Here is a 22,622-nt window from a genome sequence, read left to right as displayed (position 1 = left end):
AAGCACGCCGCCAGCGTTCGTCCTGAGCCAGGATCAAACTCTCCATTAAGGCCAAACGACCAAGAACAGGGGGCGAACCCCGAACCCGGCCAAACCTCGGAAACAATCCCAGCATCGCCACCCTCCCTCCGAAGAGAAAAGGGTCGCATTGCCTCAAAGAAATCCCCGACCACCCCCCAAAAGAGAGAGCGGCCGCGGGGACGGGCCGGCCAACAATCGACCGGACCGTATAAAGGCACTGGCTTTTAACACGCTGTTGAGTTCTCAAGAAACGGACACCCACCGCGCCAGAACCGCTTCGCGTTTCCAGCTCCGGGGCAACCCTTCTAACTTACCCGACTCGCCGCCGTTGTCAAGTCGATCCGGGAAGATCTTTTCGACGAAAGCGGAGACGAACCGAGACCCCACACGACAACCAACCCGCAGGCGAAGAACCTGCCGAGATCGTTTCGAAGGGAGGCGCCCTACGGGCCGGCCGCCTTCCAGCGTCCTGCGTCCCGTCCGGGCTTGCCACTCCAGAGTACCCCGGCCCGGATCAAGCTGCGAACCGATTTTCCTCTGTTGGCTTTGCTCTGGGGCCGTCCGCCTTCCGGCGTCCCGCATCCCTCAGGGCACGATGAAGATTAGGCAGCCCGGGACGGCCCGTCAAATCGGAGCGTCCATCCTCTCGTCCGGCGGCGGAAACCCCCTGGTCACAGAGGGTTCAGGTGTTCGGCGTCAGTGCCGCGTCAGTGCGATGTCAGCGGGCGCTCGCCGATGTCGGCGTCCTGTCAGCCGGCTCGGCGACGTTGGTGGCGTCAAGACGAAGACCTGTGAGGGAGCCGACCTGTGGACGAAGTGATTCGCGCCGAGGGGCTGCGCAAACGGTTCGGGGACACGAAGGCCCTGGACGGTGTGGACATCTCGGCGCGCCGGGGCACGGTGCTCGGGGTGCTGGGGCCGAACGGCGCGGGGAAGACGACCGCCGTCCGGGTGCTGGCGACGTTGCTGAAGCCGGACGCCGGACGGGCGGAGGTGTGCGGCTACGACGTCGTCAGGGACGCCGTCCAGGTGCGCGCGATGATCGGGCTGACCGGGCAGTACGCGTCCGTGGACGAGGAGCTGACCGGCACCGAGAACCTGGTGATGATCGCCCGGCTGCTGGATTTCGACCGGCGGGAGGCGAAGGCCAGGGCGCGCCAGTTGCTCGACCGGTTCCGGCTCACCGAGGCCGGGTCGCGTGCCGTGAAGACGTATTCGGGCGGGATGCGGCGGCGGCTCGATCTGGCGGCGAGCCTGATCAATCATCCCGAGGTCATCTACCTGGACGAGCCGACGACGGGGCTGGATCCGCGTGCGCGCAACGAGGTGTGGGACACGGTCCGCGGTGTAGTCGCGGAGGGCGCGACGGTGCTGCTGACCACGCAGTATCTGGAGGAGGCCGACGCGCTCGCCGACCGGATCGCGGTGTTCGACCACGGACGGGTGATCGCGGAGGGCACGTCCGACGGGCTGAAGGGGCAGATCGGGCGGCAGACGCTGGTGGTCCGCGCGGCCGAGCCGTACCGGACGGCGCAGCTCACCGCGATCGTGGCCGAGCTGACCGGGGAGCGTCCCGAGGTGCAGGAGCCGGCGGGGCTCGTGACCGCGCCGGTGCACGATCCGCGGCTGCTGTCGGCGCTGGTCAGGCGGTTGGACGACGCGTCGATCACGGCGGCGGAGCTGGCGCTGCGGATGCCGAGCCTGGACGAGGTGTTCCTCACACTGACCGGTCATCTCGCCGAAGAAGACGGCGCCGACACCGAACTCGTCCCCGAAGGGAGCGTGGCATGACCGCGATCACTGTTGACGGGCGCTGTCCGGCCAAGGAGCCGCCCGCGCACATCAGCCCGCGGCGGACGCTGCGGCACGGCCTGACGCTGGCGTGGCGGAACATCGCCCAGCTGAAGCACTCTCCGGAGAAGCTGCTCGACACGACGCTGATGCCGATCGTGTTCCTGCTGCTGTTCCTGTACGTGTTCGGCGGGGCGGTGGCGGGCGACACGCAGTCGTACCTGCAGCAACTGCTGCCGGGTCTGATCGCTCAGATGGCGATGTTCGCGACGATGGGTCTCGGGACGGCGTTGAACGAGGACATCCACAAGGGCGTGTTCGACCGGTTCCGCAGCCTGCCGATCGCCCGTTCCGCGCCGCTGATCGGGTCGGTGCTCGGGGACACGGCCCGGTTCGTGACCGTGATGACGGTTCTGGTCGGGTTCGGTTCGCTGCTGGGATTCCGATTCCATACCGATCCGCTGTCGGTGCTGGCCGCGTTCGCGCTGGCGTACGTGTTCTACCTGGCGGTCTGCTGGATCTCCGTCCTGGTGGGGCTGGTCGCGCCGTCGCCGGAGACCGTCCAGGGGCTCTCGTTCATCTGGGTGATGCCGCTGACGTTCGGGAGCAGCGTCCTCGTGCCGGACACGTCCACGATGCCGGGGTGGCTGGAGGCGTGGACGAAGGTCAACCCGGTCACGCATCTCGCGGATTCGATGCGTGCGCTGATGGTCGGCGGACCGGTCGGGAACCATGTCTGGTACACGCTCGCGTGGGCGGCGGGGATCGTCGTGGTCACGTTCCCGCTGGCCATGCGGATGTACTCGCGGAGGGCCTGAGGCGGGCCGGGCGCCGTCAGGCGGGGTCTGGAGCCGTGGAGTGGACGATGGCGGGGCCGGCCGCGAAGACGTCCTCGCGGGTGACGCGGCGGCCGCGGTCGTAGGCGGCGGAGAAGGCGTCGTCGCCGAGGGCGCGGGTGGCGGCGGTGAGCGTCCGCTGGACGTCGTAGCAGCCGGTGTCGCGGAATCCGCGCAGGGTGTGCGCGGTGCCGAGCAGCTCGGCGGCGCGGGTGCGGGCGCCGCGCGCGGCGGCGAAGGCGGCGAGTCCCTCGGTCATCGAGGCGAGGGCCGGGTTGCCCATCAGCGCGTCGTTCTTGATGTCGCTGAACGCCCGGAGGTGCCAGCCGAGCGCGGCGTCCAGGTCGCCGTCCTCTTCGGCGAGGCAGCCGAGGCGGCTGTAGGTGCGGCGGACGACCTGCGCGAAGTCGGGACGGTGCTCGCGCGGCTCGACCCACTTGTAGGCGCGGTCGGCGTGCGGGAGGGCGGCCTCGCGGTCGCCCTCCTTCAGCGCCAGCTCGCACAGCAGCAGCGAGGCGCTGGCGGCCTCGGCCAGCTCGCCGATGCGGTCCATCTGCGCCACCGCGAGATGGAGGTCTTCGCGGGCCCGCGCGACGTCGCCGAGGTCGGCGCGGGCGCGGGCGAGCTGGGTGAGGATCGACGCGCCCTGCTCGGGGCTGACCCCGGCGGTCGCGTAGCCGTACGCCTCCTCGCCGAACCGGATGGCGTCGGCGGGCTCGCCGCGTGCCGTGGCGACCTGCATCATTCCGCTCAGCCCGAGGATCATCCCGAAGCGGTCGCCGAGTTCGCGGAAGCGGGCGTAGCCGTCGGCGGCCTCCGCGGCGGCCTCGTCGATGTGCCCGGTGTTGATGCCCATGTGCGCGAGGAGGGCGTGGGCGACGGCGCGGACCCACGGGTCGGGATGGTCCTGGGTGCTGCGCAGGCGGCGCCTGATCTCGTCCATGTCCCCGTTGAACATGCTGGACGCGGGTTCCATGAGGGCGAGGGCGGGATGCATCGGCCGTCCGGGGACGATGTCGGCGACGCTGTCGAAGATCGCGCTCAGTGCCCCCGGCGACGGCCCGGCCTCGCGGCTCATCTCCGAGATGAGGCCCGCCGCGACGACGCACAGGGCGTACGGCTCCTCCAGGCCGGGCGGGACGTCGCCGCCGACCATGTCGCGGACGCCGACCGCCCAGTGGCCCGCCTCGATCTCCTGATCGCGCAGGATCCAGAACCACACCAGCGCCGCCGCCAGCCGCAGGCCCATCTCCCGGTCGCGCGTCTCGATGAGGTGCCGGAACGCGACGGTGACGTTGCCGCGCTCGTCGGCCAGCCGCTCGGCCCAGCGGAGCTGGTCGTGGCGGCGCAGCTCAGGCTCGGCGCGTTCGGCGAGGTCGACCAGGTGGGCGGCGTGCGCGGACCGGACGCGTCCGGTCTCGCCCGCCGCGTCCAGCCGCTCCCCCGCGTACACGCGGACGGTCTCCAGCAGCCGGTAGCGGACCTCGGCGTCGCCGTCCGCCATCACCAGCGACTTGTCGATCAGCGCGGCGATCACGTCGATGACGTCGTCGGGATCGGGGGCGCCGGGCGCGTCCAGGCCGCACACGCGGACGGCGGCGTCCGGCGTGGCGCCGCCCGCGAACACCGACAGGCGGCGCAGGACGGTGCGTTCGACGTCGTCCAGCAGGTCCCAGCTCCAGTCGACGACGGCGCGCAGCGTCCGGTGCCTCGGCAGCGCGGCGCGGCTGCCGCCGGTGAGGAGCCGGAACCGGTCGCCGAGCCGGGCCGCGATCTGGCCGGACGTGAGCGAGCGCAGCCGGGCGGCGGCCAACTCGATGGCGAGCGGGATGCCGTCGAGCGCGCGGCAGATGGCGATGACGTCGGCGACGGTCTCGGCGTCCACGGTGAAGCCGGGGCGGACGGCCGCGGCCCGGTCGGCGAACAGCCGGACGGACGCGTATCCGAGCGCGTCCGCGGGGTCGTCGACGGCGCCGTCCGGCAGCGGGAGGGACGGCACCGGGCACAGCGACTCGCCGGTGATGCCGAGCGGCTCCCGGCTGGTGGCGAGGACCCGCACGCCCTCGGCCTGCGCGAGGACGTGCCCGGCGAGCCGCGCGGCGGCGTCGAGGACGTGCTCGCAGTTGTCGAGGACGACGATCATCCGCTTGGCGGCGAGGAAGTCGGTGAGCCGTTCGAGGGGCCGCGCGATCACGCGGGTCTCGCCGGGACGGACGGTCTCGGGGACGCCGAGCGCGAGGAGCACGGCCTGCACGACGTCGCCCGGGTCGCTGACGGGGGCCAGCGGCACGAACCAGACGCCGTCCGGCATCTCCTCGATGAGCGCGGCGGCGCTCTCCCCGGCCAGCCGCGTCTTGCCCGCGCCGCCGGGGCCGCTGAGGGTGACGAGCCTGGTCTCGCGCAGCAGTTTGCCGACGCGCCGGGACTCCTCCTCACGTCCGACGAAGCTGGTGAGCTGGGCGGGCAGGTTCGTGCGCGCGGGCCGCGGGACGTCCGGCGGCGGCTCGGCGGGCGCCGCCGGCGCGGCCGGCGCGGCGTCGTGGCGCAGGATCTCCAGGTGGACGGCGGCCAGCTCCGGGGACGGGTCGACGCCGAGCCGGTCGGCGAGGGCGCTGCGCGTCTCCTCGAAGACCACCAGCGCGTCGGCCTGCCGTCCCGCCGCGTACAAGGAGCGCATGAGGTGCCCGCGGAGCCGTTCGCGCAGCGGGTTCGCGGCCGCGAGCGGTTCGAGCTCGGCGACGGGCGGGACGGGCTGCCCGGCGGCGAGCTCGGCGTCCACGCGGTCCTCGACGGCGGCGAGCCGCAGCTCGTCCAGCCGCGCGATCGTCGGGGACGCGAACGCGGCGTCGGCGACGTCGGCGAGCGCGGGGCCGCGCCACAGCGCGAGCGCCTCGCTTAGCCGCTCCGCCCGCCGGGCCGGATCGTTCTCACCGCGTGCCGCGACGACGCCCCGCTCGAACGCGACGGCGTCGACCTGCGCCGGGTCGATCGCGAGCCGGTAACCGGCCGGGCCGTGCTCGACCAGGTCGCGTCCGGCGGCGCCGCGCAGCCGCGAGACCAGCGCCTGCAGCGCGTTGCCTCCGCCGGCGGGCGGCGCGCCGTCCCACAGGTCGTCGAGCAGCCGGTCGGCCGACACGGGCCGGCCGGCCTCGGCCGCGAGCCGGACCAGCAGGGCGCGCAGCCGCCGGCCGCCGACCTCGACGGGCCGCGCGGCCTCGTCCCGCACGTCGAGCGGTCCCAGGATGCCGATGCGCACGAATCCCCTTCCCCGGCTGCCATTGTCGCCGATGAATGGACCGCGTGTGCCGGGTAGGTGTCCGATATGCCTAGAGCACAGATCAAGGACGAGAAGACGTACCAGAAGCTCCGCGACCAGGGTGAGAGCAAGGAGAAGAGCGCGCTGATCGCGAACGCGTCGGCGGCCCAGGGCAAGAAGAAGGTCGGCCGCAAGGGCGGCGAGAGCCCTCCGTACACCGACTGGACGAAGGACGACCTGCTGAAGCGGGCCCGCGAGATCGGCATCGAGGGGCGGTCCTCGATGAACAAGTCCGAGCTCGTCGACGCGCTGCGGAACCACTGAGCGGGCCGGCCGAAGGGTGACGTCCCATACGCCTCATTCTTTACGTTTGCCCCATATACGGCGGGTAGGGCCACCCCATGGATCTGGCATTCCTCAAGTCGCTGTACCAGCGTCCGGGCCCCTTCGCGTCGGTGTACGCCGATCTCACCCGGACCACCGAGGACGCGTCCAAGGCCGTCGAGCTGCGGTGGCGGGCGCTGCGCGCGGACCTGGAGGCCCAGCACGCCCCGAAGGGCATGCTCCACGCGATCGGGCAGACCATCGACGAGGAGACGCGGGCGCGCCGCTCCGAGGGGCTGGTGATCTTCGCGGCGGACGGCGAGGTGGCGCACACCGAGCGGCTCCCCGGCCCGCCCCGCACCCCCCGCGCGACCCTGGGCCCGCTCCCGGACGTCCTTCCCTACCTGGCCGAACGCGGTGAGAAGTTCCCCCACCTGCTGGCCGTCGTCGACCGTCGCGGGGGCGCGATCGACTGTGTCACCGCCGACGGGAGGCACCGGCACATCGACGTCCAGGGGGACGAGGACTACCCCATCCGCAAGACCAAGGCGGGCGACTGGAACCAGTCCCGGTTCCAGCGCTCGTCGGAGAACGTGTGGAAGACCAACGCCAAGAAGGTCGCCCACGAGATCGACCGCGCCGCCGACCGCTTCGGTGCCGAGGCCGTCGTGATCGCCGGCGACACCCGCGCCCGTACCGCCGTCCTGGACGAGGTGTCCGAGCACGTCCTGGAGCACACTGTCGAGACCGACAAGAACACCACCGTCGACGACCCGGACCTGGACGCCGAGGTCCGCCGCATCCTGAACCTCAAGACCGCCGAACGCATCATGACCGTCGCCGAACGCTTCGACCGCGAACTCGCCAACGGCCAGCGCGCCGTCTCGGGCCTCCAGGCCACCACCGAAGCCGTCCGCCAGGGACGCGTCGAAACCCTCCTGCTGGAGGACGACCCCGCCTCGTCCGCCCGCCTATGGGTCGGCCCGGACCCGGCGCAGATCGCCACCACCGCCGAGGAGCTCCACGACGAGTTCGGGGTGACGTCCCCGAGCGAGACCCGGGCCGACGCCGCCCTGATCCGAGCCACGACCGCCACCGACGGCGAACTGGTCGTCCTGCCCCCCAACGGCCCCAACTCCCACCTGAACATCGGAGCCGTCCTCCGTTACACAGCCTGACCTGAGCAGGACCACCAGCGACCTGAGCAGGACCAGCGGCTTGAGCCGAAGGGGGCGTGGGGGCGGAGCCCCCACATCGGGGGTCCGGGGGTCGCCCCCCGGGCAAACATGACGAAGGAGTGGCGGGGAAGGAGCCAAAGGCTCCGACCACACCACTCCCGACTCCGAGTGGAGCTATGGGGATTCGAACCCCAGACCTCCTCCATGCCATGGAGGCGCGCTACCAACTGCGCCATAGCCCCTCGATCGGAGTAAAGCCTAGTGCACGTTGGGAGCGGTTCGGACGCGGGCCGCGGCGGTCGTGCGCCGCGGCCCGCGTGCGCGTCAGCCCGGCTTCTTCGAGGTGTAGGTGTACCAGTGGTCGTTGACCGTGGGCAGATGAACCGTGAGGTTCTTGGGCCACTCGACGGGAGTGCCGAGGACCCGGTTCTCTTCGACGGTCCGCCCGCTGCTGGTGGTGCGCTGGGCGGGCCGCCCCTCGGCGGGTCCACCCTCACCGGGCTGGGACTCCTCCTCCTGCTGCTCCGCCTGGTTCCTGGAGCAGAGGGCCCGTCCGACCTCGGGCTGGTTCGGGAGCAGCTTGTAGTGCGAGAGGACCTTGAGCGCCAGGGCGCAGTCGTCCTTCTCGCTGGCGCCGTCCGCCTCGGCGGCGCCGTCCGCGGCCGGCTCGGTGTAGGTCTCCGGGGCCGGTGGCGGCGCTTCGTGCGCCGCGACGGGCACCGCCACGGCCGTGATGGTCGCCGCGGCGAGCACGGCGGGCAGCAGCGTCGTTCCGGAGATCCGGCTTCTCATGGGTCAACCCTCATCTCGATCATGCATCGCCACTCCGTGGCTGTTCCCGCATGATCGACATGGTGAAGCGCGCCCGGACGAAAGGCAGCCGCCGTCATGGCGAACCTTTTGCGTCAGACCCATCCCAGGCTTTCGCGGACTTCCTCGGGCGCGTAGCCGCGTTGGCCGCCGTCCCCGATCCACACGATCCCGTCGGCCTCCCCCACGGGGCCTACGCCGTGCTCCTGCGGCAGCCGCGGCTGGACGGCCAGCCGCACCTGCATCCCCGGATCGAACCTGCGCAACTCGTCGATGAGGTCGGCCACAGTGACCTCGCGCGCCCCCCTGCGGTGTCTTCCCATACCAGGCATGAAACCATTTCCGAGCCGGTGTTCCCGCCGTCCGGCACAAGAAAAGCGTCCGGCGGCCGCCACGCGTCGCCGAACAGATTCCCGAATGCGGGGGCAAGGGGCGAAGCGCCGAAAAGGCTCGAACGGCAAGTTGCGCCCGACCGGCACCGGACCGGCGACCTCAGCCGAGAAGGGGGCGTGGGGGGCGGAGCCCCCCACATCGGGGGTCCGGGGGTCGCCCCCCGGGCAAACATGACGAAGGAGTGGCGGGAAGGAGCCAAAGGCTCCGACCACACTACTCCCGACTCCGAGTGGAGCTATGGGGATTCGAACCCCAGACCTCCTCCATGCCATGGAGGCGCGCTACCAACTGCGCCATAGCCCCGCCGCTGCGTGGACGTTCATCCCGCAGCGCTCAGCCAGTGTATCGGACGGGGCGGGCGCGGCTCGAATCGTTTGCGTCAGGTTCCGGCGTCGGGGCGGTCGTCGCTGAGGACGGGTTCGGGGAGGGTGCCGGCGTTGTGTTCGGCGAGGCGCCAGCCGCCGTCGCGCATTTCGGTGACGACGGACCAGCAGCAGTTGGAGAGGCCGCCGAGGCGTTCCCAGGTCTCTTCGGGGAGGCGGAGGAGGTGGGACATGCCGAGGCGGAGCGCGGCGCCGTGGGACGCGACGACGAGCTGCCCGGTGGGCGGGAGGTCGTCGAGGGCGCGTTCGAGGGCGGCGCCGACGCGTTTGGCCACCTGGGCGCTGGTCTCGCCGCCGGGCGGCTGCCAGGCGGCGTGCTCGGCCGGGTACCGTTCGCGGATCTCGCGGTTGGTCAGGCCCTCCCAGGCGCCGCCGTCGCGTTCGATGAGGTCCTTGTCATAGCGGACGGGGAGCCCGGTGATGTCGGCGAGGGCCTGGGCGGTGTCGGCGGCGCGGCGGAGCGGGGACGCCAGGAGGGCGGTGGGGCGGAGCCCGGCGAGGAGGGCGGCCGCCCGGCGGGCCTGCTGGAGCCCGGTGTCGTCGAGCGGGACGTCCGTCTTGCCCTGGAAGCGGTGTTCGAGGTTCCAGGCGGTCTGGCCGTGCCGCCAGAGCACGAGCCGCCGCTTCCCCGGCTGGCGGGTGCGGCGGGCGTCACTCACTCGCGCTCCCGACGGTCCTGGAGCGGTGGTCCTGGTGGGCGGTGACGTGGTCCGGCAGTTCGATGAGGGGGCAGTCTTTCCAGAGCCGTTCGAGGGCGTAGAACATGCGGTCTTCCTCGTGCTGGATGTGCACGATGATGTCCGCGTAGTCCAGCAGCACCCAGCGGCCCTCGCGTTCGCCTTCGCGGCGGACGGGCTTGGCGCCGGCGTCCTCGCGGAGGCGTTTCTCGACTTCGTCGACGATGGCCCGGACCTGGCGGTCGCTGGGTGCGGAGCAGAGCACGAACGCGTCGGTGATGACGAGCTGCTCGCTCACGTCGTAGGCAAGAATGTCGTCGGCCAGCTTGTCGCCCGCCGCCTCGGCGGCGATCCGGACGAGCTGCGCCGCCCTCTCGGATGCGGTCACGATGCGCTCGCGATCCTCCCTGTAGGGGTCGTATCCGCTACCACCTTCTCACGGGCGGCGGACAACGGTCCCCTATGTCGCTGTTCGACCGCAATGCTCATGCGGCCCTTCCCCTACCAGGGTATGTCCCGGGCCCGGACGCCCGTTTCGCGTGTCGCGGAGCGCCCTCCGAAGACCCGGCGGGCGGGTCTAGGCGCGGTACAGGTCGCGTTTGTTGATGTACTGGACGATCCCGTCCGGGACGAGGTACCAGATGGGCTCGCCGGAGCGGACGCGGTCGCGGCACTCGGTCGAGGAGATCGACAGGGCCGGGACCTCCATGAGGGAGACCCGCCCGTTGGGCAGGCCGGGGTCGGCGAGCCGGTGGCCGGGACGGGTGACGCCGACGAAGTGCGCGAGCTCGAACAGTTCCTCGGTGTCGTGCCAGGTCAGCATCTTCTCCAGCGCGTCGGCGCCGGTGATGAAGAACAGGTCGGCGTCGGGCCCCTGGATGCGCCGCATGTCGCGGAGCGTGTCGACGGTGTAGGTGGGGCGCTGGCGGTCGATGTCGACGCGGCTGACGGAGAAGCGCGGGTTGGACGCGGTGGCGATCACGGCCATGAGGTAGCGGTCCTCGGCGGCGGCGACCTTGCGTCCCTCCTTGTGGGACGAGATGCCGGTGGGCACGAACACGACCTCGTCCAGGGAGAAGAAGTGCGCGACCTCGCTCGCGGCCACGAGGTGCCCGTGGTGGATCGGGTCGAACGTGCCGCCCATGATCCCCAGGCGCCGCTTTTGCGTCATGACGACGAGAATAGCCAGCGGGCCCGGCGCCCGGAACGGCCGGGCCCCTGGGCTCAGGCGATGCCGGGGAGGGGCGCGGCGCCGTCCTCCCAGGTCACGACGCGGACGGCCTTGCCGACCTCGACCCGCGGCACGGTGCCGCCTGGCAGCACGAACACCTCGGCGGTCAGCCCGAGCGTCTCGTGGAGGGTGCGGACGAGCTCGTCCCGCGGGTTCCCCGAGAGGGCCTCGCAGGCGACCAGCAGCCGGACGGCGGGGCTGCGCCGGTCCACGACGAGCTGGTAGTGCGGCCGGACGAGCCCGGACCCGAGCAGGACGCGCTCGACCTCGCTCGGGTACACGTTGACGCCCCGGACGACGAGCATGTCGTCGGCGCGTCCGAGGACCTTGCTCATCCGGACGAGCGTCCGCCCGCAGGGGCATTCGCCGCGGGTCAGGGACGCGATGTCGCCGGTGCGGTACCGCAGCAGCGGCAGCGCCTGCTTCGTCGGGGTCGTGAACACCAGCTCGCCGGGCGTGCCGTCCTTGGCGGGCTCGCCGCTGGACGGGTCGACGGCCTCGACGATGAAGTGGTCCTCGTTGACGTGCAGGCCGTCCTGTTCGAGGCATTCGGTGGCGACGCCGGGGCCGATGACCTCGGAGAGCCCGTAGATGTCCATCGCCTTGATCGGCAGGACGCGCTCGATGGCGGTGCGCAGCTCCTCCGACCAGGGCTCGGCGCCGAAGAGGCCCGCCTTGAGCGCGGTCGGCTCGACCCCGGCGTCCGCCAGGGCCTCGCCGAGCCGGAGGGCGTAGGCGGGGGTGCAGGTCAGGACGTCGGCGCGGAGGTCGGCGAGCATCCGGACCTGCCGGTCGGTCATGCCGCCCGACATCGGCACGACGGTCGCGCCGAGCGCCACGGCGCCCTGGTGGATGCCGATCCCGCCGGTGAACAGGCCGTAGCCGTAGGCGTTGTGGACGATGCTCCCCGGCGCCGCCCCCGCGCACGACAGCGACCGCGCGCACATCGCCGCCCACAGGTCGAGGTCGGCCTTGGTGTAGGCGACGAGGGTGGGGCGTCCGCGCGTCCCGCTGGAGCCGTGCACGGCGGCGACCTGATCGCGCGGGACGGCCAGCATCCCCCACGGGTAGGCGTCCCAGAGGTCCTGCTTGGTGGTGAACGGGAGGTTCCGCAACCCGGCAAGGGTGACGTCCGAGCCGCCGCCGACGCCGGCCTCCTTCAGCCGCCCACCCTGGACGCCGTCCGCCGCGAGCAGCCGGTCGACCAGCCCCCACAGACGGTGCCGCTGCAGCGCGGCGCGCTCGTCGAGGGACATCGCCTCGGCTTTCGGGTCGAACATGGATCGCCTCCCGGGCGCGGCCGGAGCCGGTCGAGGGATCCACGGCGGGGAACCCAGCGACACGGTGGTTCGTCGGAACTACCATGCCAGACATGACGGAGAACACACCGGATCGAGCACGAGCGCGGTTCCCGGGGATCAGTTCCCGGGCCTACGAACACCCGGCGGACCGATCGGCGCTCGTGGCGCTGCGCTCGCTGTCCGGGTTCGACGTCGTCCTGCGCAAGCTGTCGGGGCTGATCAACGAGCGGTCCCTGCGGCTGATGTTCCTCGGCGGGACGGTGCGCGTCGGCGAAGACCAGTTCCGCAACATCTATGACATGGTCCGCGACGCCTCGTACGTCCTGGACATGCCGGAGGTACCCGAGCTGTACGTCCGGCAGGACCCGACGCCCAACGCGATGGCGCTCGGCTCCGACCACCCGTTCATCGTGCTGAACACCGGGCTGATCGACCTGCTGGACGACGAGGAGCTGCGGTTCGTCGTCGGGCACGAGGTCGGGCACATCCTGTCCGGGCACGCGGTGTACCAGACGATGATGCAGATCCTGCTGCAGCTCGGGTCGCGGCTGGCGTGGCTGCCGCTCGGCAACATGGGCATCGCGGCGATCATCATCGGGCTGCGGGAGTGGTTCCGGAAGGCGGAGCTGTCGTCCGACCGGGCGGGCCTGCTCGTCGGGCAGGACCTCGACGCCGCCAAGCGCGTGATGATGAAGCTGGCCGGCGGGACGCGGCTCGGCGACATGAGCAGCGAGGCGTTCCTGGAGCAGGCCCGCGAGTACGACGCGGCCGGCGACGTCCGGGACGGGCTGCTGAAGTTCCTGAACCTGCTCGGGCAGTCGCACCCGTTCGCGGTGATCCGGTTCGCGGAAATCGACCGGTGGGCGCGCAGCGGCGAGTACGAGCGGATCCTCGCCGGCGACTACCCGCGCCGCGACGACGACGGCGGCGCTTCGGTCACCGACGAGATCAGGGAGGCGGCCAGGTCGTACCGGGAGTCGTGGGAGCGGACGGCCGACCCGTTCGTGGGCAAGGTGCGCGACATGGCGGACGCGGCGGCCGGCGCGGCCGGCGGCCTGTTCGACCGGTTCTCCCGCCGCGACAACGGCCCGACCGACAGCAACTAGCCCGGCCGGCTCCATCGGGGGAGATCGACTCCAGGCCGCCGCGACACGGACGCGGCGGCCTTTCTCGTGCCCCTTCTCTCGTGCTGTGTCGCAGCGCTAGAACGGGGCGGGGAGGAGGAGTTCGACGTTGCGGTCGTCGGCGTCGCCGCGGCGGTTCTCCTCGCGGTCCTGCCAGTCGTTGCCCGCCAGCTCCCGGGACAGCGACGCCAGCCGGACGGGGTCGTCGAGGCGTCCGCCGTGGGACGCGGGACCGGCCGAGTCCAGGATCGTCGCGAAGATCGACAGGGTGCCGTCGCCGTTGTCGGCGAGTTCGAGGATGCGGCTCTGCTGCGGGAAGTCGATGTGCGCGGCCGTGTTCACCTCCCAGAAGCCCCCGCTGCCCGTGCGGGCGTGCGGGATCACGTGGTTGCGGTGCGTGTGGCCGTTCACCCACAGGATGACGTTCGGATAGCGCAGCAGAAGCGACAGGACCTCGTCGCCCAGGACCCGGTCGACGCCGAGGCCGTTGTCCAGCGAGGCGATCGGGTGGTGGCTGAACAGGACGAACAGCCGGTCCCTCACCCTGTGCTCGACGACGGAGCCGTCCGGGGCGTGGTAGCGGCTGCTTCCGGCCTTCAGCTGCGATTCCAGCCACGCGAACTGCCGCCTGTCGAGCGAGCCCTCGGGTAGGCCGTTCGGGTTGACGGTGTCGAGGACCAGTCCCCGGACGATCCCCTTGTCGAACGCGTAGTAGGCCGTCCCCTCGCGGAGGTTGCCCAGGGTGAAGCCGTGGCCGCGCAGGGACGCCGCCGTCTTGAAGTGCTCGGCGACGACCTCGCGGCGCGACAGCATGCGGCGGTCCGGGTCGGGCGTCACGCGGCGGAACAGGCCGCCCGCGTCGCCGTGCTCGCGGATGAGGCGCAGGAGGGCCTCGGCGTCGCCGGAGGCCAGGATGCGGGCGAGGATCTGGGCCTGGGCGTCGTCCGCCGGGACGCCGACCTTGACGCCGCCGGTGGCCAGGCCCGAGATGAGCGGGTTGACCGGCAGGTTCCCCTGGACGAGGCCGTCGTGGTTGCCGAACACGGCGAGCCACGGCGCGTCCAGGCCGGTCGCCTGGAACGGCCTGCGCGCGGCGTCGATCAGGCCCCGCACGCGCGGGAAGCCGAACGCGGCGGTCGGGATGTCGGCGTCCGCGCCGGGAGGCGGGCCTTCGGGGTGCCAGAACGCGCGGTCGTAGGACGTCCAGTCCATGACGCCCTCGTACCGGTCCGGGTCGCCGGAGTCGGGGCGGACGCGGCGGCCGTCCAGCAGGTCGATGATCCAGCGGACCTCGTTGTACTGGACGTTGTCGGCCGCGTCGCCGGTGTTGACGGCGAACGCGAGCGGCAGCCCGGTCGCCGGGCCCCGGCCGACGCGGTTCATCGCCCGGACCATCGCCTCGGCGACCTGCGTGGACAGGATCTCCTGCGGCCGGTACGCGCTCTGCACGGGCACGTCCATGACGTCCTTGAACCGGTCGAGGAGTTCGACGCGCGCCGGGGACTGGGCGTCGACGACGTGCACGTCGGTGAGCTGGCCGAACGCCAGGACGGGCCGGCGCCGCACGGCGCGCCGGGTGGACGCGGCGCCGCCGAGGTCGCGGCGGAGGAGGTGCGGCTCGCCCGGCCCGGTGATCACGGGACGGTAGCCGCCGGCGCCCGGCGTGCCGAGGAGGTACGTCCGGGCGAGGGTGGTGCCGGCGGCGGGGCCGCGGAGTGCGGAGGCTCCCGCGGGGGCGGCGGTGGCGGGGCGCGAGGGGAACGCCACGAGTCCGGTGGAGGCGAGCCCAGCGCCGAGGGCGGCCCCCTTCAACACGCGGCGGCGAGTGTACTCACGAGTCACAATCGTGAATCACACCACGACCCACAACGTGACATCAATGGCCAAAATGTCACAACTTGCCCCGGGTCAGCCGCGCAGATGGCCCTCGCCCGTCACCACGTACTTCGTGGACGTCAGCTCCGGAAGCCCCATCGGGCCGCGGGCGTGCAGCTTCTGCGTCGAGATGCCGATCTCCGCGCCGAAGCCGAACTCCTCGCCGTCGGTGAAGCGCGTCGAGGCGTTCACCATCACCGCCGCCGAGTCGACCAGGGCGACGAACCGCTTCGCGGCGGGCTGCGACGCCGTGACGATCGCCTCGGTGTGGCCCGAGCCGTACTCGCGGATGTGCGCGACGGCGTCCTCCAGCGAGTCGACGACGCGGGCCGCGATGTCGAGGGACAGGTACTCGGCGCGCCAGTCGTCCTCGGACGCCTCCAGCACGTCGTCGCCGTACGACCGGATGCGGCCATCGCCGTGGACCGTGACACCGGCATTCCGCAGCGCCTCAAGCGCGCGCGGGACGAACGCGTCGGCGACGTCGGCGTGCACCAGGAACGTCTCCGCCGCGTTGCACACCGACGGACGCTGCGTCTTCGCGTTCAGCAGGATCTCGACGGCCATGCCGACGTCGGCGGCGGCGTCCACGTACACCGCGCAGTTCCCGACGCCCGTCTCGATCACCGGGACGGTCGACTCCTCCACCACCGAGTTGATCAGCGAGGCGCCGCCGCGCGGGATCAGCACGTCCACCAGGCCGCGGGCCCGCATCAGATGCTTCACCGACTCGCGGGACGTGCCCGGCACGAGCTGCACCGCGTCCGCCGGGACCGCCGTCTCCGCCAGCGCCCGCTGCATCACCTCGACCAGCGCCGTGTTCGAGTCGAACGCCGACGACGAGCCGCGCAGCAGCGCCGCGTTCCCGCTCTTCAGGCACAGCGCGGCGGCGTCCACGGTCACGTTCGGACGGCCCTCGTAGATCATCCCGACGACGCCGAGCGGCACCCGCACCTGCCGCAGCTCCAGCCCGTTCGGCAGGACGCTCCCGCGCACCGACTCCCCCACCGGGTCCGGCAGCGCGGCGACCTTCCGGACGGCGTCGGCGATCGCGGCGATCCGGCCCTCCGACAGGCTCAGCCGGTCGATCATGTACTCGGACGTGCCGTTCTCCCGGGCCCGCGCCACATCCGCCGCGTTCGCCTTGACGATCTCCGGCGCGGCGGCGATCAGGGCGTCCGCGATCCGGTGCAGCGCCGCGTCCTTCGCCGCCCGCGGCAGCGGGGCCAGCCCGGCCGCGGCCTCCCGGGCGCGCCGCGCCACCCGCACGAACTCCTCGGCCTCGCTCATCACACGTCCCTCTCGGAAAGAACTAGTCGTCCTGGGGGCCGGCCCCCGGGCCCCCGGGCACGAGCACCACAAGGTGATCGCGGTGGATTATCTCGCGTTCGTACTCCGCGCCCAGCTCCCGGGCCAGCCATCGCGTCGACCGCCCCATCAGGTCGGGGATCTCGGACGCGTCGTAGTTCACCAGCCCGCGCGCCACGACGCGGCCCGCGGTGTCGCACAGGTCGACGGGGTCGCCCGCCGCGAAGTCGCCGGACACACCCGTCACCCCGGCCGGGAGCAGCGACTTGCGGCGCCGCACGACCGCGTCGACCGCGCCCGGGTCGAGCGTGACCCGTCCCTGCCCGGTCGTGGCGTGGGCGAGCCACAGGTTCCGGGTCGACATGCGGCGGCCGTCCGCCGGGTGGAACAGCGTCCCGACCCCGTCGCCGGCGAGCGCGTGCGCGGCGGACGCGGCGTTCGTCAGCACGACCGGGACGCCCGCGATCCTGGCCGCCTCGACCTTGGTGACCATGCCGCCGGTGCCGACCCGTCCGGACCGGCCGAGCTTGACGTCCTTCAGGTCGTCCGGGCCGTGCACGTCGGCGATGCGGCGGGCGCCTGGGCGGCGCGGGTCGCCGGTGTAGAGGGCGTCGACGTCCGACAGCAGGACCAGCGCGTCCGCGCGGATCAGGTGCGCGACCAGCGCGGCGAGCCGGTCGTTGTCGCCGAACCGGATCTCGTCGGTGGCGACGGTGTCGTTCTCGTTCACGATCGGCAGGATGCCGAGGGCGAGGAGCTGCGCGAGCGTGCGCTGCGCGTTGCGGTGGTGCGAGCGGCGCATCATGTCGTCGGCGGTGAGCAGCACCTGCCCGACCGTGAGCCCGTGCCGCGCGAACGACCCGGTGTACCGGGCGAACAGCAGCCCCTGGCCGACGCTCGCCGCCGCCTGCTGGGTGGCGAGGTCGCGCGGCCGCCGGGTCAGGCCCAGCGGTCCGAGGCCCGCGGCGATCGCGCCGGACGACACGAACACGATCTCGGTGCCGTCGGCGCGGCGGGCGGCGAGGACGTCCACCAGCGCGTCGATGCGTCCGGCGTCGATCGTCCCGTCCGGGGTGGTCAGCGACGACGAGCCCGCCTTCACCACGATCCGCCGAGCCTTCGCGATCGCCTCCCGCTCGTGCCCCACCTGCCGCCCGCGCACGGCCCGGCGCTCGCTCACGGCTTGGGGCTCGTGCACGGCCTGAGACTCGCTCGCGCCCGTCCGCTGCTCGGGCTCGCTCTCGGCCGTCCGTGCCTCGGGGCCGCTCATCGCCGTCTGCGGCTCGTGCTGGCTCATGGGCGGCCGCCCAGGCGGCGGTCGGTGCCGCGCGGGCCGGGGGCGACCTCGCCCGCCGGGACCTCCGGCTCCCAGTCGAAGACGACCGCGTCGTCCGGCGTGCCGATCATGACCGTCGCGCCCGCGCTCGCGCCCGCCTTGGCGAGGGCGTCCTCCACGCCGAGCCGGGCGAGGCGGTCGGCGAGGTAGCCGACGGCCTCCTCGTTGGCGAAGTCCGTCTGCCGCAGCCACCGGACGGGCTTCGCGCCGGTGATCAGGTACGTGTTGTCGCCGAGCTCCCTGACCTCGAAGTCGGTGTCGCCGCCGACCGGCTCGGGCCGGATGACGATGCGGGTCGGCTCCGCCGGCGGCAGCGACGCGCGGTACTCGCCCACCATCGCCGCCATCGCGAACGACAGCTCCCGCAGGCCCTCGCGCGTCGCCGCCGACACCTCGAACACCTTCAGGCCGCGCGCCTCGAACTCGGGGCGGACCATCTCGGCGAGGTCGCGTCCGTCCGGGACGTCCACCTTGTTCAGGACGACGATGCGGGGCCGGTCCGACAGCGGGCGGTCGCCGAGCACCCGGTCGTACGCCTGAAGCTCGCGCTCGATGACGTCGAAGTCGCTGACCGGGTCGCGTCCGGGCTCCATCGTCGCGCAGTCGAGGACGTGCGCCAGCGTGGACGAGCGTTCGATGTGGCGGAGGAAGTCCAGGCCGAGGCCGCGGCCCTCGCTGGCGCCCTCGATCAGGCCGGGGACGTCCGCGACCGTGAACGTCGTGTCGGCCGCCTCGACCACGCCGAGGTTCGGGATCAGCGTCGTGAACGGATAGTCGGCGATCTTCGGCTTGGCGGCGGACAGCGCGGCGATCAGCGACGACTTGCCCGCGCTGGGGAAGCCGACGAGCGCCACGTCCGCGACGCTCTTCAGCTCCAGGACGACGTCGCGCGCCTCGCCCGGCTCGCCGAGCAGCGCGAACCCGGGGGCCTTGCGCTTGGCGGTCGCCAGGGCCGCGTTCCCGAGCCCGCCGTTGCCGCCGCGCGCGATCACGTACCGGGTGCCCTCGCCGACCAGGTCGGCCACGACCCGGTCGCCCTCCTTGACGACGGTGCCGTCCGGGACGGGCAGGACGACGTCGCCGCCGTCCGCCCCCGTGCGGTGGGCGCCCTGGCCTGGACGGCCGTTGCCCGCCTTCTGGTGCGGCCGCCGGTGGTACTCCAGGAGGCTCGCGGCGTTCGCGTCGACGACCAGGACGACGTCGCCGCCGCGTCCGCCGTTCGCGCCGTCGGGTCCGCCGAGCGGCTTGAACTTCTCCCGGTGGATCGACGCGCAGCCGTTGCCGCCGTTGCCGGCGGCGACGTGCAGCACCACCCGGTCGACGAACTGCGCACCCGATCCCGCTCCAGCGGCCACGGTGATCTCTCCTCGATGGAAACGGCGAAGGGGCGGACCGGCACCGGTCCGCCCCTTCGTAAAAAGTCTCTTCCCAGGCGGACTACTCCGCCGGCGGGACGACGCTAACCGCGTTGCGGCCGCGGTAGCGGCGGAACTTCACCGCGCCGGGGACCAGCGCGAACAGCGTGTCGTCGCCGCCGCGCCCGACGCCGGGGCCGGGGTGGAAGTGGGTGCCGCGCTGCCGGACGATGATCTCGCCGGCGCTGACGACCTGGCCGCCGAACCGCTTCACGCCGAGGCGCTTGGCGTTGGAGTCACGGCCGTTACGGCTGGACGACGCGCCCTTCTTGTGTGCCATCTGACCGCTCCCTTACTTCCCGGCCTTGATACCGGTGATCTTGACCTCGGTGTACGGCTGACGGTGCCCCATCCGCCGCTTGTACCCGGTCTTGTTCCGGTAGTGCATGATGTTGATCTTCGGGCCCTTGACCGCGCCGAGGATCTCGCCGGTCACCTCGTAGCGCGCGAGGTCGGCCGAGCCGCTGACGACCGTCTCGCCGTCGACGACCAGCACGGCCGGGAACGTCACGGTCGAGCCGACGTCGCCGGCCAGCTTGTCGACGGTCAGCACGTCATCGACGGCGACCTTCTCCTGCCTGCCGCCTGCGCGGACAATCGCGTACACCGCGGAAACCCTTCGTCTTCGCGCGCTTCCGGACTGAACCGGTCCCGCGCGTGGCTTACCCAGCCCCCGGATGGGGGCCTACCCCCGGCACCGGGCCGAAGGCGGCACACCAGAGAAGACCCTGATGCTCTCTGCTTGGCCTCGCCGGATCGGCGAGGTGCGCACCGAACGCCCCCGGAGGGATTCGCGGTGCAGGTTCAGATGACGCGCCCACGGCGCGCCGAAGTACAAGACTACCGGATGCCCTGGCTCGAACGCACCCTGACTCAGATGCGAGCGACCCGCGGCGGGCGGGCGCGGGATCGTGCCTGCCCGCCGGGTTCGGGTCGTTACTCGGCTTCCGCTTCGGCGGTCTGGGCCGCGGACGCGGCGGAGGAGCGGCGGACGCGGCGGCGGGTGACCGGCTCGCGCTCGTCCTTGGCCTCGTCTCCGGCTTCGTCCTTGGCCTCGGCTGGGGCGGTGTCGGCCGTGGAGCCGTTCGGCTCGGGGGCGGCGGGCGCGGAGCCGTTGAGGTCCTTGCCGGACGGCTCGGTGCCGTTGGCGGCGACCGGGACGGGCTCCGCGGAGTCGAGCGCCGCCGGGGAGGTCCCGGCGCTCTCGGCCTCGGCCTCGGCGGCCTCGACGGCAGCCTGCACGGGCGACTCGTCGTCCTGCGCGGGGGCCTCGTCGGCGGCCTGCGCGGGCACTTCGTCGGCCGCTGGCGCCTGCGGCTCGTCAACGGGCTGCGCCTGCGGCTCGTCGGTGGCCGGTGCGGAGGGCTGCTCGGCGGCCGGTGCGGTGGGCTCGTCGGCGTCGATCTCCGGGGGCGGGCCGGCGGGGCGCTTGGCGGGGCCCGACCTGCGCCGGCGTGCGCGCACCGGCCGCTCCGCGGGCTCGATGGGCTCCACGGGCTCGGCCGCCTCCACGGGCACGGCGGGCTCGGCGGCAGCGGCCGGTTCGGCGGGCTCCGCCGGACGGGTCTCCTGCGTGGCCAGCTTCTCCTCGACGGCCCGTTCGACCTCGCCCTTGCGCTTGCGGCGGCGGCCGCTCTCCTTGCCGGCCGCCTTGTCCGGCTTGGGCTCGACCGGGGACAGGTGGACGTGGATGCCGCGTCCGCCGCAGGACTCGCACGTCTCCGAGAACGCCTCCAGCAGGCCCTGACCGACGCGCTTGCGGGTCATCTGGACCAGGCCGAGCGAGGTGACCTCGGCGACCTGGTGCTTGGTGCGGTCACGCGACAGGCACTCCACGAGGCGGCGCAGCACCAGATCGCGGTTGCTCTCCAGCACCATGTCGATGAAGTCGATCACGACGATGCCGCCGATGTCGCGGAGCCGGAGCTGGCGGACGATCTCCTCGGCCGCCTCCAGGTTGTTGCGGGTGACGGTCTCCTCGAGGTTGCCGCCCTGCCCGGTGAACTTGCCGGTGTTGACGTCGATGACCGTCATCGCCTCGGTGCGGTCGATCACCAGCGAGCCGCCGGACGGCAGCCACACCTTGCGGTCGAGGGCCTTGGCGATCTGCTCGTCGATGCGGTACGCGGACATGGCGTCCTGGTTGCCCGTCCAGCGCTCCACGCGCTCGGCGAGGTGCGGCGCGACGTACTCGACGTACTCGGACACGGTGTCCCAGGCGCCCTCGCCCGACACGACGAGCTTGGAGAAGTCCTCGTTGAAGATGTCGCGGACGACCCGGATCGTCAGATCGGGCTCGCCGTACAGAAGGGAGGGCGCGGAGGCCGTCTTGACCTTCTTCTGGATGTTGTCCCACTGGGCGGCCAGGCGCGAGACGTCCCGGGAGAGCTCCTCCTCGGTGGCGCCCTCCGCGGCGGTCCGGACGATCACGCCGGCGTTCTCCGGCATGACCTTCTTCAGGATCGACTTGAGGCGGCTGCGCTCCTTGTCGGGGAGCTTGCGGCTGATGCCGGTCATCGAGCCGTCGGGGACGTACACGAGGTAGCGGCCGGGCAGCGAGACCTGGCTGGTCAGCCGGGCGCCCTTGTGGCCGAGCGGGTCCTTGGTGACCTGGACGAGCACCGACTGGCCCGACTTCAGCGCCGACTCGATGCGGCGCGGCTGGCCCTCCAGGCCGGAGGCGTCCCAGTTGACCTCGCCCGCGTACAGGACGGCGTTGCGGCCCTTGCCGATGTCGACGAACGCCGCCTCCATCGACGGCAGGACGTTCTGCACCTTGCCGAGGTAGACGTTGCCGACGTAGCTCTGGTGGGTCGCGCGGTTGACGTAGTGCTCGACCAGCACGTCGTCCTCGAGGACGGCGATCTGCGTGCGCTCGCCCTCCTGCCGGACGACCATGACCCGCTCGACGGACTCGCGGCGGGCCAGGAACTCGGCCTCGGTGATCACCGGCGGGCGGCGGCGGCCCTGCTCGCGGCCCTCCCGGCGGCGCTGCTTCTTGGCCTCCAGCCGGGTCGAGCCCCGGACGGACTGGACCTCGTCCTCGGCGGCGGCGCGGGCCTCGCGCGCGGAGCGGACGTGCACGACGGTGTTCGGCGGGTCGTCCGTGCCGGTCCCGCCCTCGCCGTCGGTCCCGGAGCGGCGCCTGCGGCGGCGCCGGCGGCGGCTCGACCCGCCCGGGCCCGCCTCGTCCTCGTCGCCGTCGTCGGCCTCGCGCTCGCCCTCGTCCGCCCTGGGCTCCTTCTCCTTGCCCTTCTTGGTGGACTTCTCCTTCTTGGTGGTCTTTTCCTTCTTGACGGCCTTGACGGCCTTGACGGGCTTGGCGGGCTCCTCGTCCTTCTCCTCGGGCTCCGCCTCGTCGCC

Annotated in this window: 19 protein-coding genes and 2 tRNA genes; 5 read left to right on the top strand and 16 right to left on the bottom strand. The window is 72.3% G+C overall.

The window, feature by feature from the left end:
- Positions 1-828: 828 nt before the first annotated feature.
- Entirely contained in the window at positions 829-1,812 is a 984-nt protein-coding gene (locus ACH35V_RS42175; RefSeq protein ID WP_395980523.1) for an ATP-binding cassette domain-containing protein, read from the top strand.
- A complete protein-coding gene (locus ACH35V_RS42170) occupies positions 1,809-2,630 on the top strand; it encodes an ABC transporter permease (RefSeq protein ID WP_395980522.1) in 822 nt (273 codons plus the stop codon). Before ACH35V_RS42175 ends, ACH35V_RS42170 begins: the two co-directional genes overlap by 4 nt.
- A gap of 16 nt (positions 2,631-2,646) precedes the next feature.
- Here the strand turns inward: ACH35V_RS42170 and ACH35V_RS42165 are convergent, their stop codons facing one another.
- Positions 2,647-5,904: a BTAD domain-containing putative transcriptional regulator gene (locus tag ACH35V_RS42165; RefSeq protein ID WP_395980521.1), complete on the bottom strand. Its 3,258-nt coding sequence runs from the start codon at positions 5,902-5,904 to the stop codon at positions 2,647-2,649.
- A 66-nt stretch (positions 5,905-5,970) separates the two neighbouring features.
- Here ACH35V_RS42165 and ACH35V_RS42160 point away from each other — a divergent pair, with 66 nt between their 5' ends.
- Both ACH35V_RS42160 and ACH35V_RS42155 read left to right on the top strand, forming a co-directional pair.
- Positions 5,971-6,228, top strand: coding sequence for a Rho termination factor (locus ACH35V_RS42160; protein ID WP_395980520.1), 258 nt, complete (start codon positions 5,971-5,973; stop codon positions 6,226-6,228).
- A gap of 77 nt (positions 6,229-6,305) precedes the next feature.
- Complete coding sequence (locus ACH35V_RS42155; RefSeq protein ID WP_395980519.1) at positions 6,306-7,406, top strand: Vms1/Ankzf1 family peptidyl-tRNA hydrolase; 1,101 nt, start codon at positions 6,306-6,308, stop codon at positions 7,404-7,406.
- A 169-nt stretch (positions 7,407-7,575) separates the two neighbouring features.
- Here the strand turns inward: ACH35V_RS42155 and ACH35V_RS42150 are convergent.
- From ACH35V_RS42150 to ACH35V_RS42115, 8 genes are all read right to left on the bottom strand, one after another.
- Positions 7,576-7,648: transfer RNA gene (locus ACH35V_RS42150), tRNA-Ala, on the bottom strand.
- Between the two features lie 82 nt (positions 7,649-7,730).
- Positions 7,731-8,198, bottom strand: a complete 468-nt coding sequence (locus ACH35V_RS42145; protein ID WP_395980518.1) for a hypothetical protein — start codon at positions 8,196-8,198, stop codon at positions 7,731-7,733.
- A 113-nt stretch (positions 8,199-8,311) separates the two neighbouring features.
- A complete protein-coding gene (locus ACH35V_RS42140; RefSeq protein WP_395980517.1) occupies positions 8,312-8,539 on the bottom strand; it encodes a hypothetical protein in 228 nt (75 codons plus the stop codon).
- 300 nt (positions 8,540-8,839) lie between these two features.
- A tRNA-Ala gene (locus ACH35V_RS42135) sits at positions 8,840-8,912 on the bottom strand.
- A gap of 76 nt (positions 8,913-8,988) precedes the next feature.
- A complete protein-coding gene (locus ACH35V_RS42130; RefSeq protein ID WP_395980516.1) occupies positions 8,989-9,651 on the bottom strand; it encodes a histidine phosphatase family protein in 663 nt (220 codons plus the stop codon).
- On the bottom strand, positions 9,644-10,057 hold the full coding sequence (gene rsfS / locus ACH35V_RS42125; RefSeq protein ID WP_395980515.1) for a ribosome silencing factor: 414 nt from the start codon (positions 10,055-10,057) through the stop codon (positions 9,644-9,646). The genes ACH35V_RS42130 and rsfS overlap by 8 nt, the downstream gene beginning before the upstream one ends.
- A 189-nt stretch (positions 10,058-10,246) precedes the next feature.
- The gene (gene nadD, locus ACH35V_RS42120) at positions 10,247-10,840 is read right to left on the bottom strand and encodes a nicotinate-nucleotide adenylyltransferase (protein ID WP_395980514.1); all 594 of its coding nucleotides are present in this window, start codon (positions 10,838-10,840) and stop codon (positions 10,247-10,249) included.
- Between the two features lie 53 nt (positions 10,841-10,893).
- Positions 10,894-12,180, bottom strand: a complete 1,287-nt coding sequence (locus ACH35V_RS42115) for a phenylacetate--CoA ligase family protein (RefSeq protein ID WP_395980513.1) — start codon at positions 12,178-12,180, stop codon at positions 10,894-10,896.
- 92 nt (positions 12,181-12,272) lie between these two features.
- Between ACH35V_RS42115 and ACH35V_RS42110 the strand changes: the two genes are divergently transcribed.
- Positions 12,273-13,307, top strand: a complete 1,035-nt coding sequence (locus tag ACH35V_RS42110) for a M48 family metallopeptidase (RefSeq protein WP_395980512.1) — start codon at positions 12,273-12,275, stop codon at positions 13,305-13,307.
- 96 nt (positions 13,308-13,403) lie between these two features.
- Here the strand turns inward: ACH35V_RS42110 and ACH35V_RS42105 are convergent, their stop codons facing one another.
- From ACH35V_RS42105 to ACH35V_RS42075, 7 genes are all read right to left on the bottom strand, one after another.
- A complete protein-coding gene (locus ACH35V_RS42105) occupies positions 13,404-15,140 on the bottom strand; it encodes a TIGR03767 family metallophosphoesterase (protein ID WP_395980511.1) in 1,737 nt (578 codons plus the stop codon).
- Positions 15,141-15,233: 93 nt separating this feature from the next.
- Positions 15,234-16,490 carry a glutamate-5-semialdehyde dehydrogenase gene (locus ACH35V_RS42100; RefSeq protein ID WP_395980510.1) on the bottom strand — a complete coding sequence of 419 codons (1,257 nt, stop codon included), beginning with the start codon at positions 16,488-16,490 and terminating at the stop codon, positions 15,234-15,236.
- A 22-nt stretch (positions 16,491-16,512) separates the two neighbouring features.
- The gene (gene proB, locus ACH35V_RS42095; protein ID WP_395980509.1) at positions 16,513-17,805 is read right to left on the bottom strand and encodes a glutamate 5-kinase; all 1,293 of its coding nucleotides are present in this window, start codon (positions 17,803-17,805) and stop codon (positions 16,513-16,515) included.
- Positions 17,802-19,199, bottom strand: coding sequence for a GTPase ObgE (gene obgE, locus ACH35V_RS42090; protein WP_395980508.1), 1,398 nt, complete (start codon positions 19,197-19,199; stop codon positions 17,802-17,804). The genes proB and obgE overlap by 4 nt, the downstream gene beginning before the upstream one ends.
- A gap of 82 nt (positions 19,200-19,281) precedes the next feature.
- Positions 19,282-19,539 carry a 50S ribosomal protein L27 gene (rpmA, locus tag ACH35V_RS42085; RefSeq protein ID WP_395980507.1) on the bottom strand — a complete coding sequence of 86 codons (258 nt, stop codon included), beginning with the start codon at positions 19,537-19,539 and terminating at the stop codon, positions 19,282-19,284.
- Between the two features lie 12 nt (positions 19,540-19,551).
- Positions 19,552-19,866 (bottom strand): 50S ribosomal protein L21, encoded by a 315-nt coding sequence (gene rplU / locus ACH35V_RS42080; protein WP_395980506.1) that lies wholly within the window; start codon positions 19,864-19,866, stop codon positions 19,552-19,554.
- 329 nt (positions 19,867-20,195) lie between these two features.
- The coding region (locus tag ACH35V_RS42075; protein WP_395980505.1) for an Rne/Rng family ribonuclease at positions 20,196-22,622 on the bottom strand (2,427 nt) is incomplete at its 5' end.

It is taken from the genome of Actinomadura sp. 1N219, from assembly GCF_044326405.1.
Lineage (GTDB): Bacteria > Actinomycetota > Actinomycetes > Streptosporangiales > Streptosporangiaceae > Spirillospora.
Note: the sequence above shows the minus strand (reverse complement) of the source record. Positions and strands in the feature narration are given on the sequence as shown.

Coding starts and splice junctions, on each gene's coding strand:
- ACH35V_RS42155 (WP_395980519.1), top strand. CDS start 6,306: ATGGATCTGGCATTCCTCAAGTCGCTGTACCAGCGTCCGGGCCCCTTC.
- proB (WP_395980509.1), bottom strand. CDS start 17,805: ATGAGCCAGCACGAGCCGCAGACGGCGATGAGCGGCCCCGAGGCACGG.
- ACH35V_RS42115 (WP_395980513.1), bottom strand. CDS start 12,180: ATGTTCGACCCGAAAGCCGAGGCGATGTCCCTCGACGAGCGCGCCGCG.
- nadD (WP_395980514.1), bottom strand. CDS start 10,840: ATGACGCAAAAGCGGCGCCTGGGGATCATGGGCGGCACGTTCGACCCG.
- ACH35V_RS42140 (WP_395980517.1), bottom strand. CDS start 8,539: ATGGGAAGACACCGCAGGGGGGCGCGCGAGGTCACTGTGGCCGACCTC.
- ACH35V_RS42160 (WP_395980520.1), top strand. CDS start 5,971: ATGCCTAGAGCACAGATCAAGGACGAGAAGACGTACCAGAAGCTCCGC.
- ACH35V_RS42170 (WP_395980522.1), top strand. CDS start 1,809: ATGACCGCGATCACTGTTGACGGGCGCTGTCCGGCCAAGGAGCCGCCC.
- ACH35V_RS42110 (WP_395980512.1), top strand. CDS start 12,273: ATGACGGAGAACACACCGGATCGAGCACGAGCGCGGTTCCCGGGGATC.
- ACH35V_RS42100 (WP_395980510.1), bottom strand. CDS start 16,490: ATGAGCGAGGCCGAGGAGTTCGTGCGGGTGGCGCGGCGCGCCCGGGAG.
- rpmA (WP_395980507.1), bottom strand. CDS start 19,539: ATGGCACACAAGAAGGGCGCGTCGTCCAGCCGTAACGGCCGTGACTCC.
- ACH35V_RS42145 (WP_395980518.1), bottom strand. CDS start 8,198: ATGAGAAGCCGGATCTCCGGAACGACGCTGCTGCCCGCCGTGCTCGCC.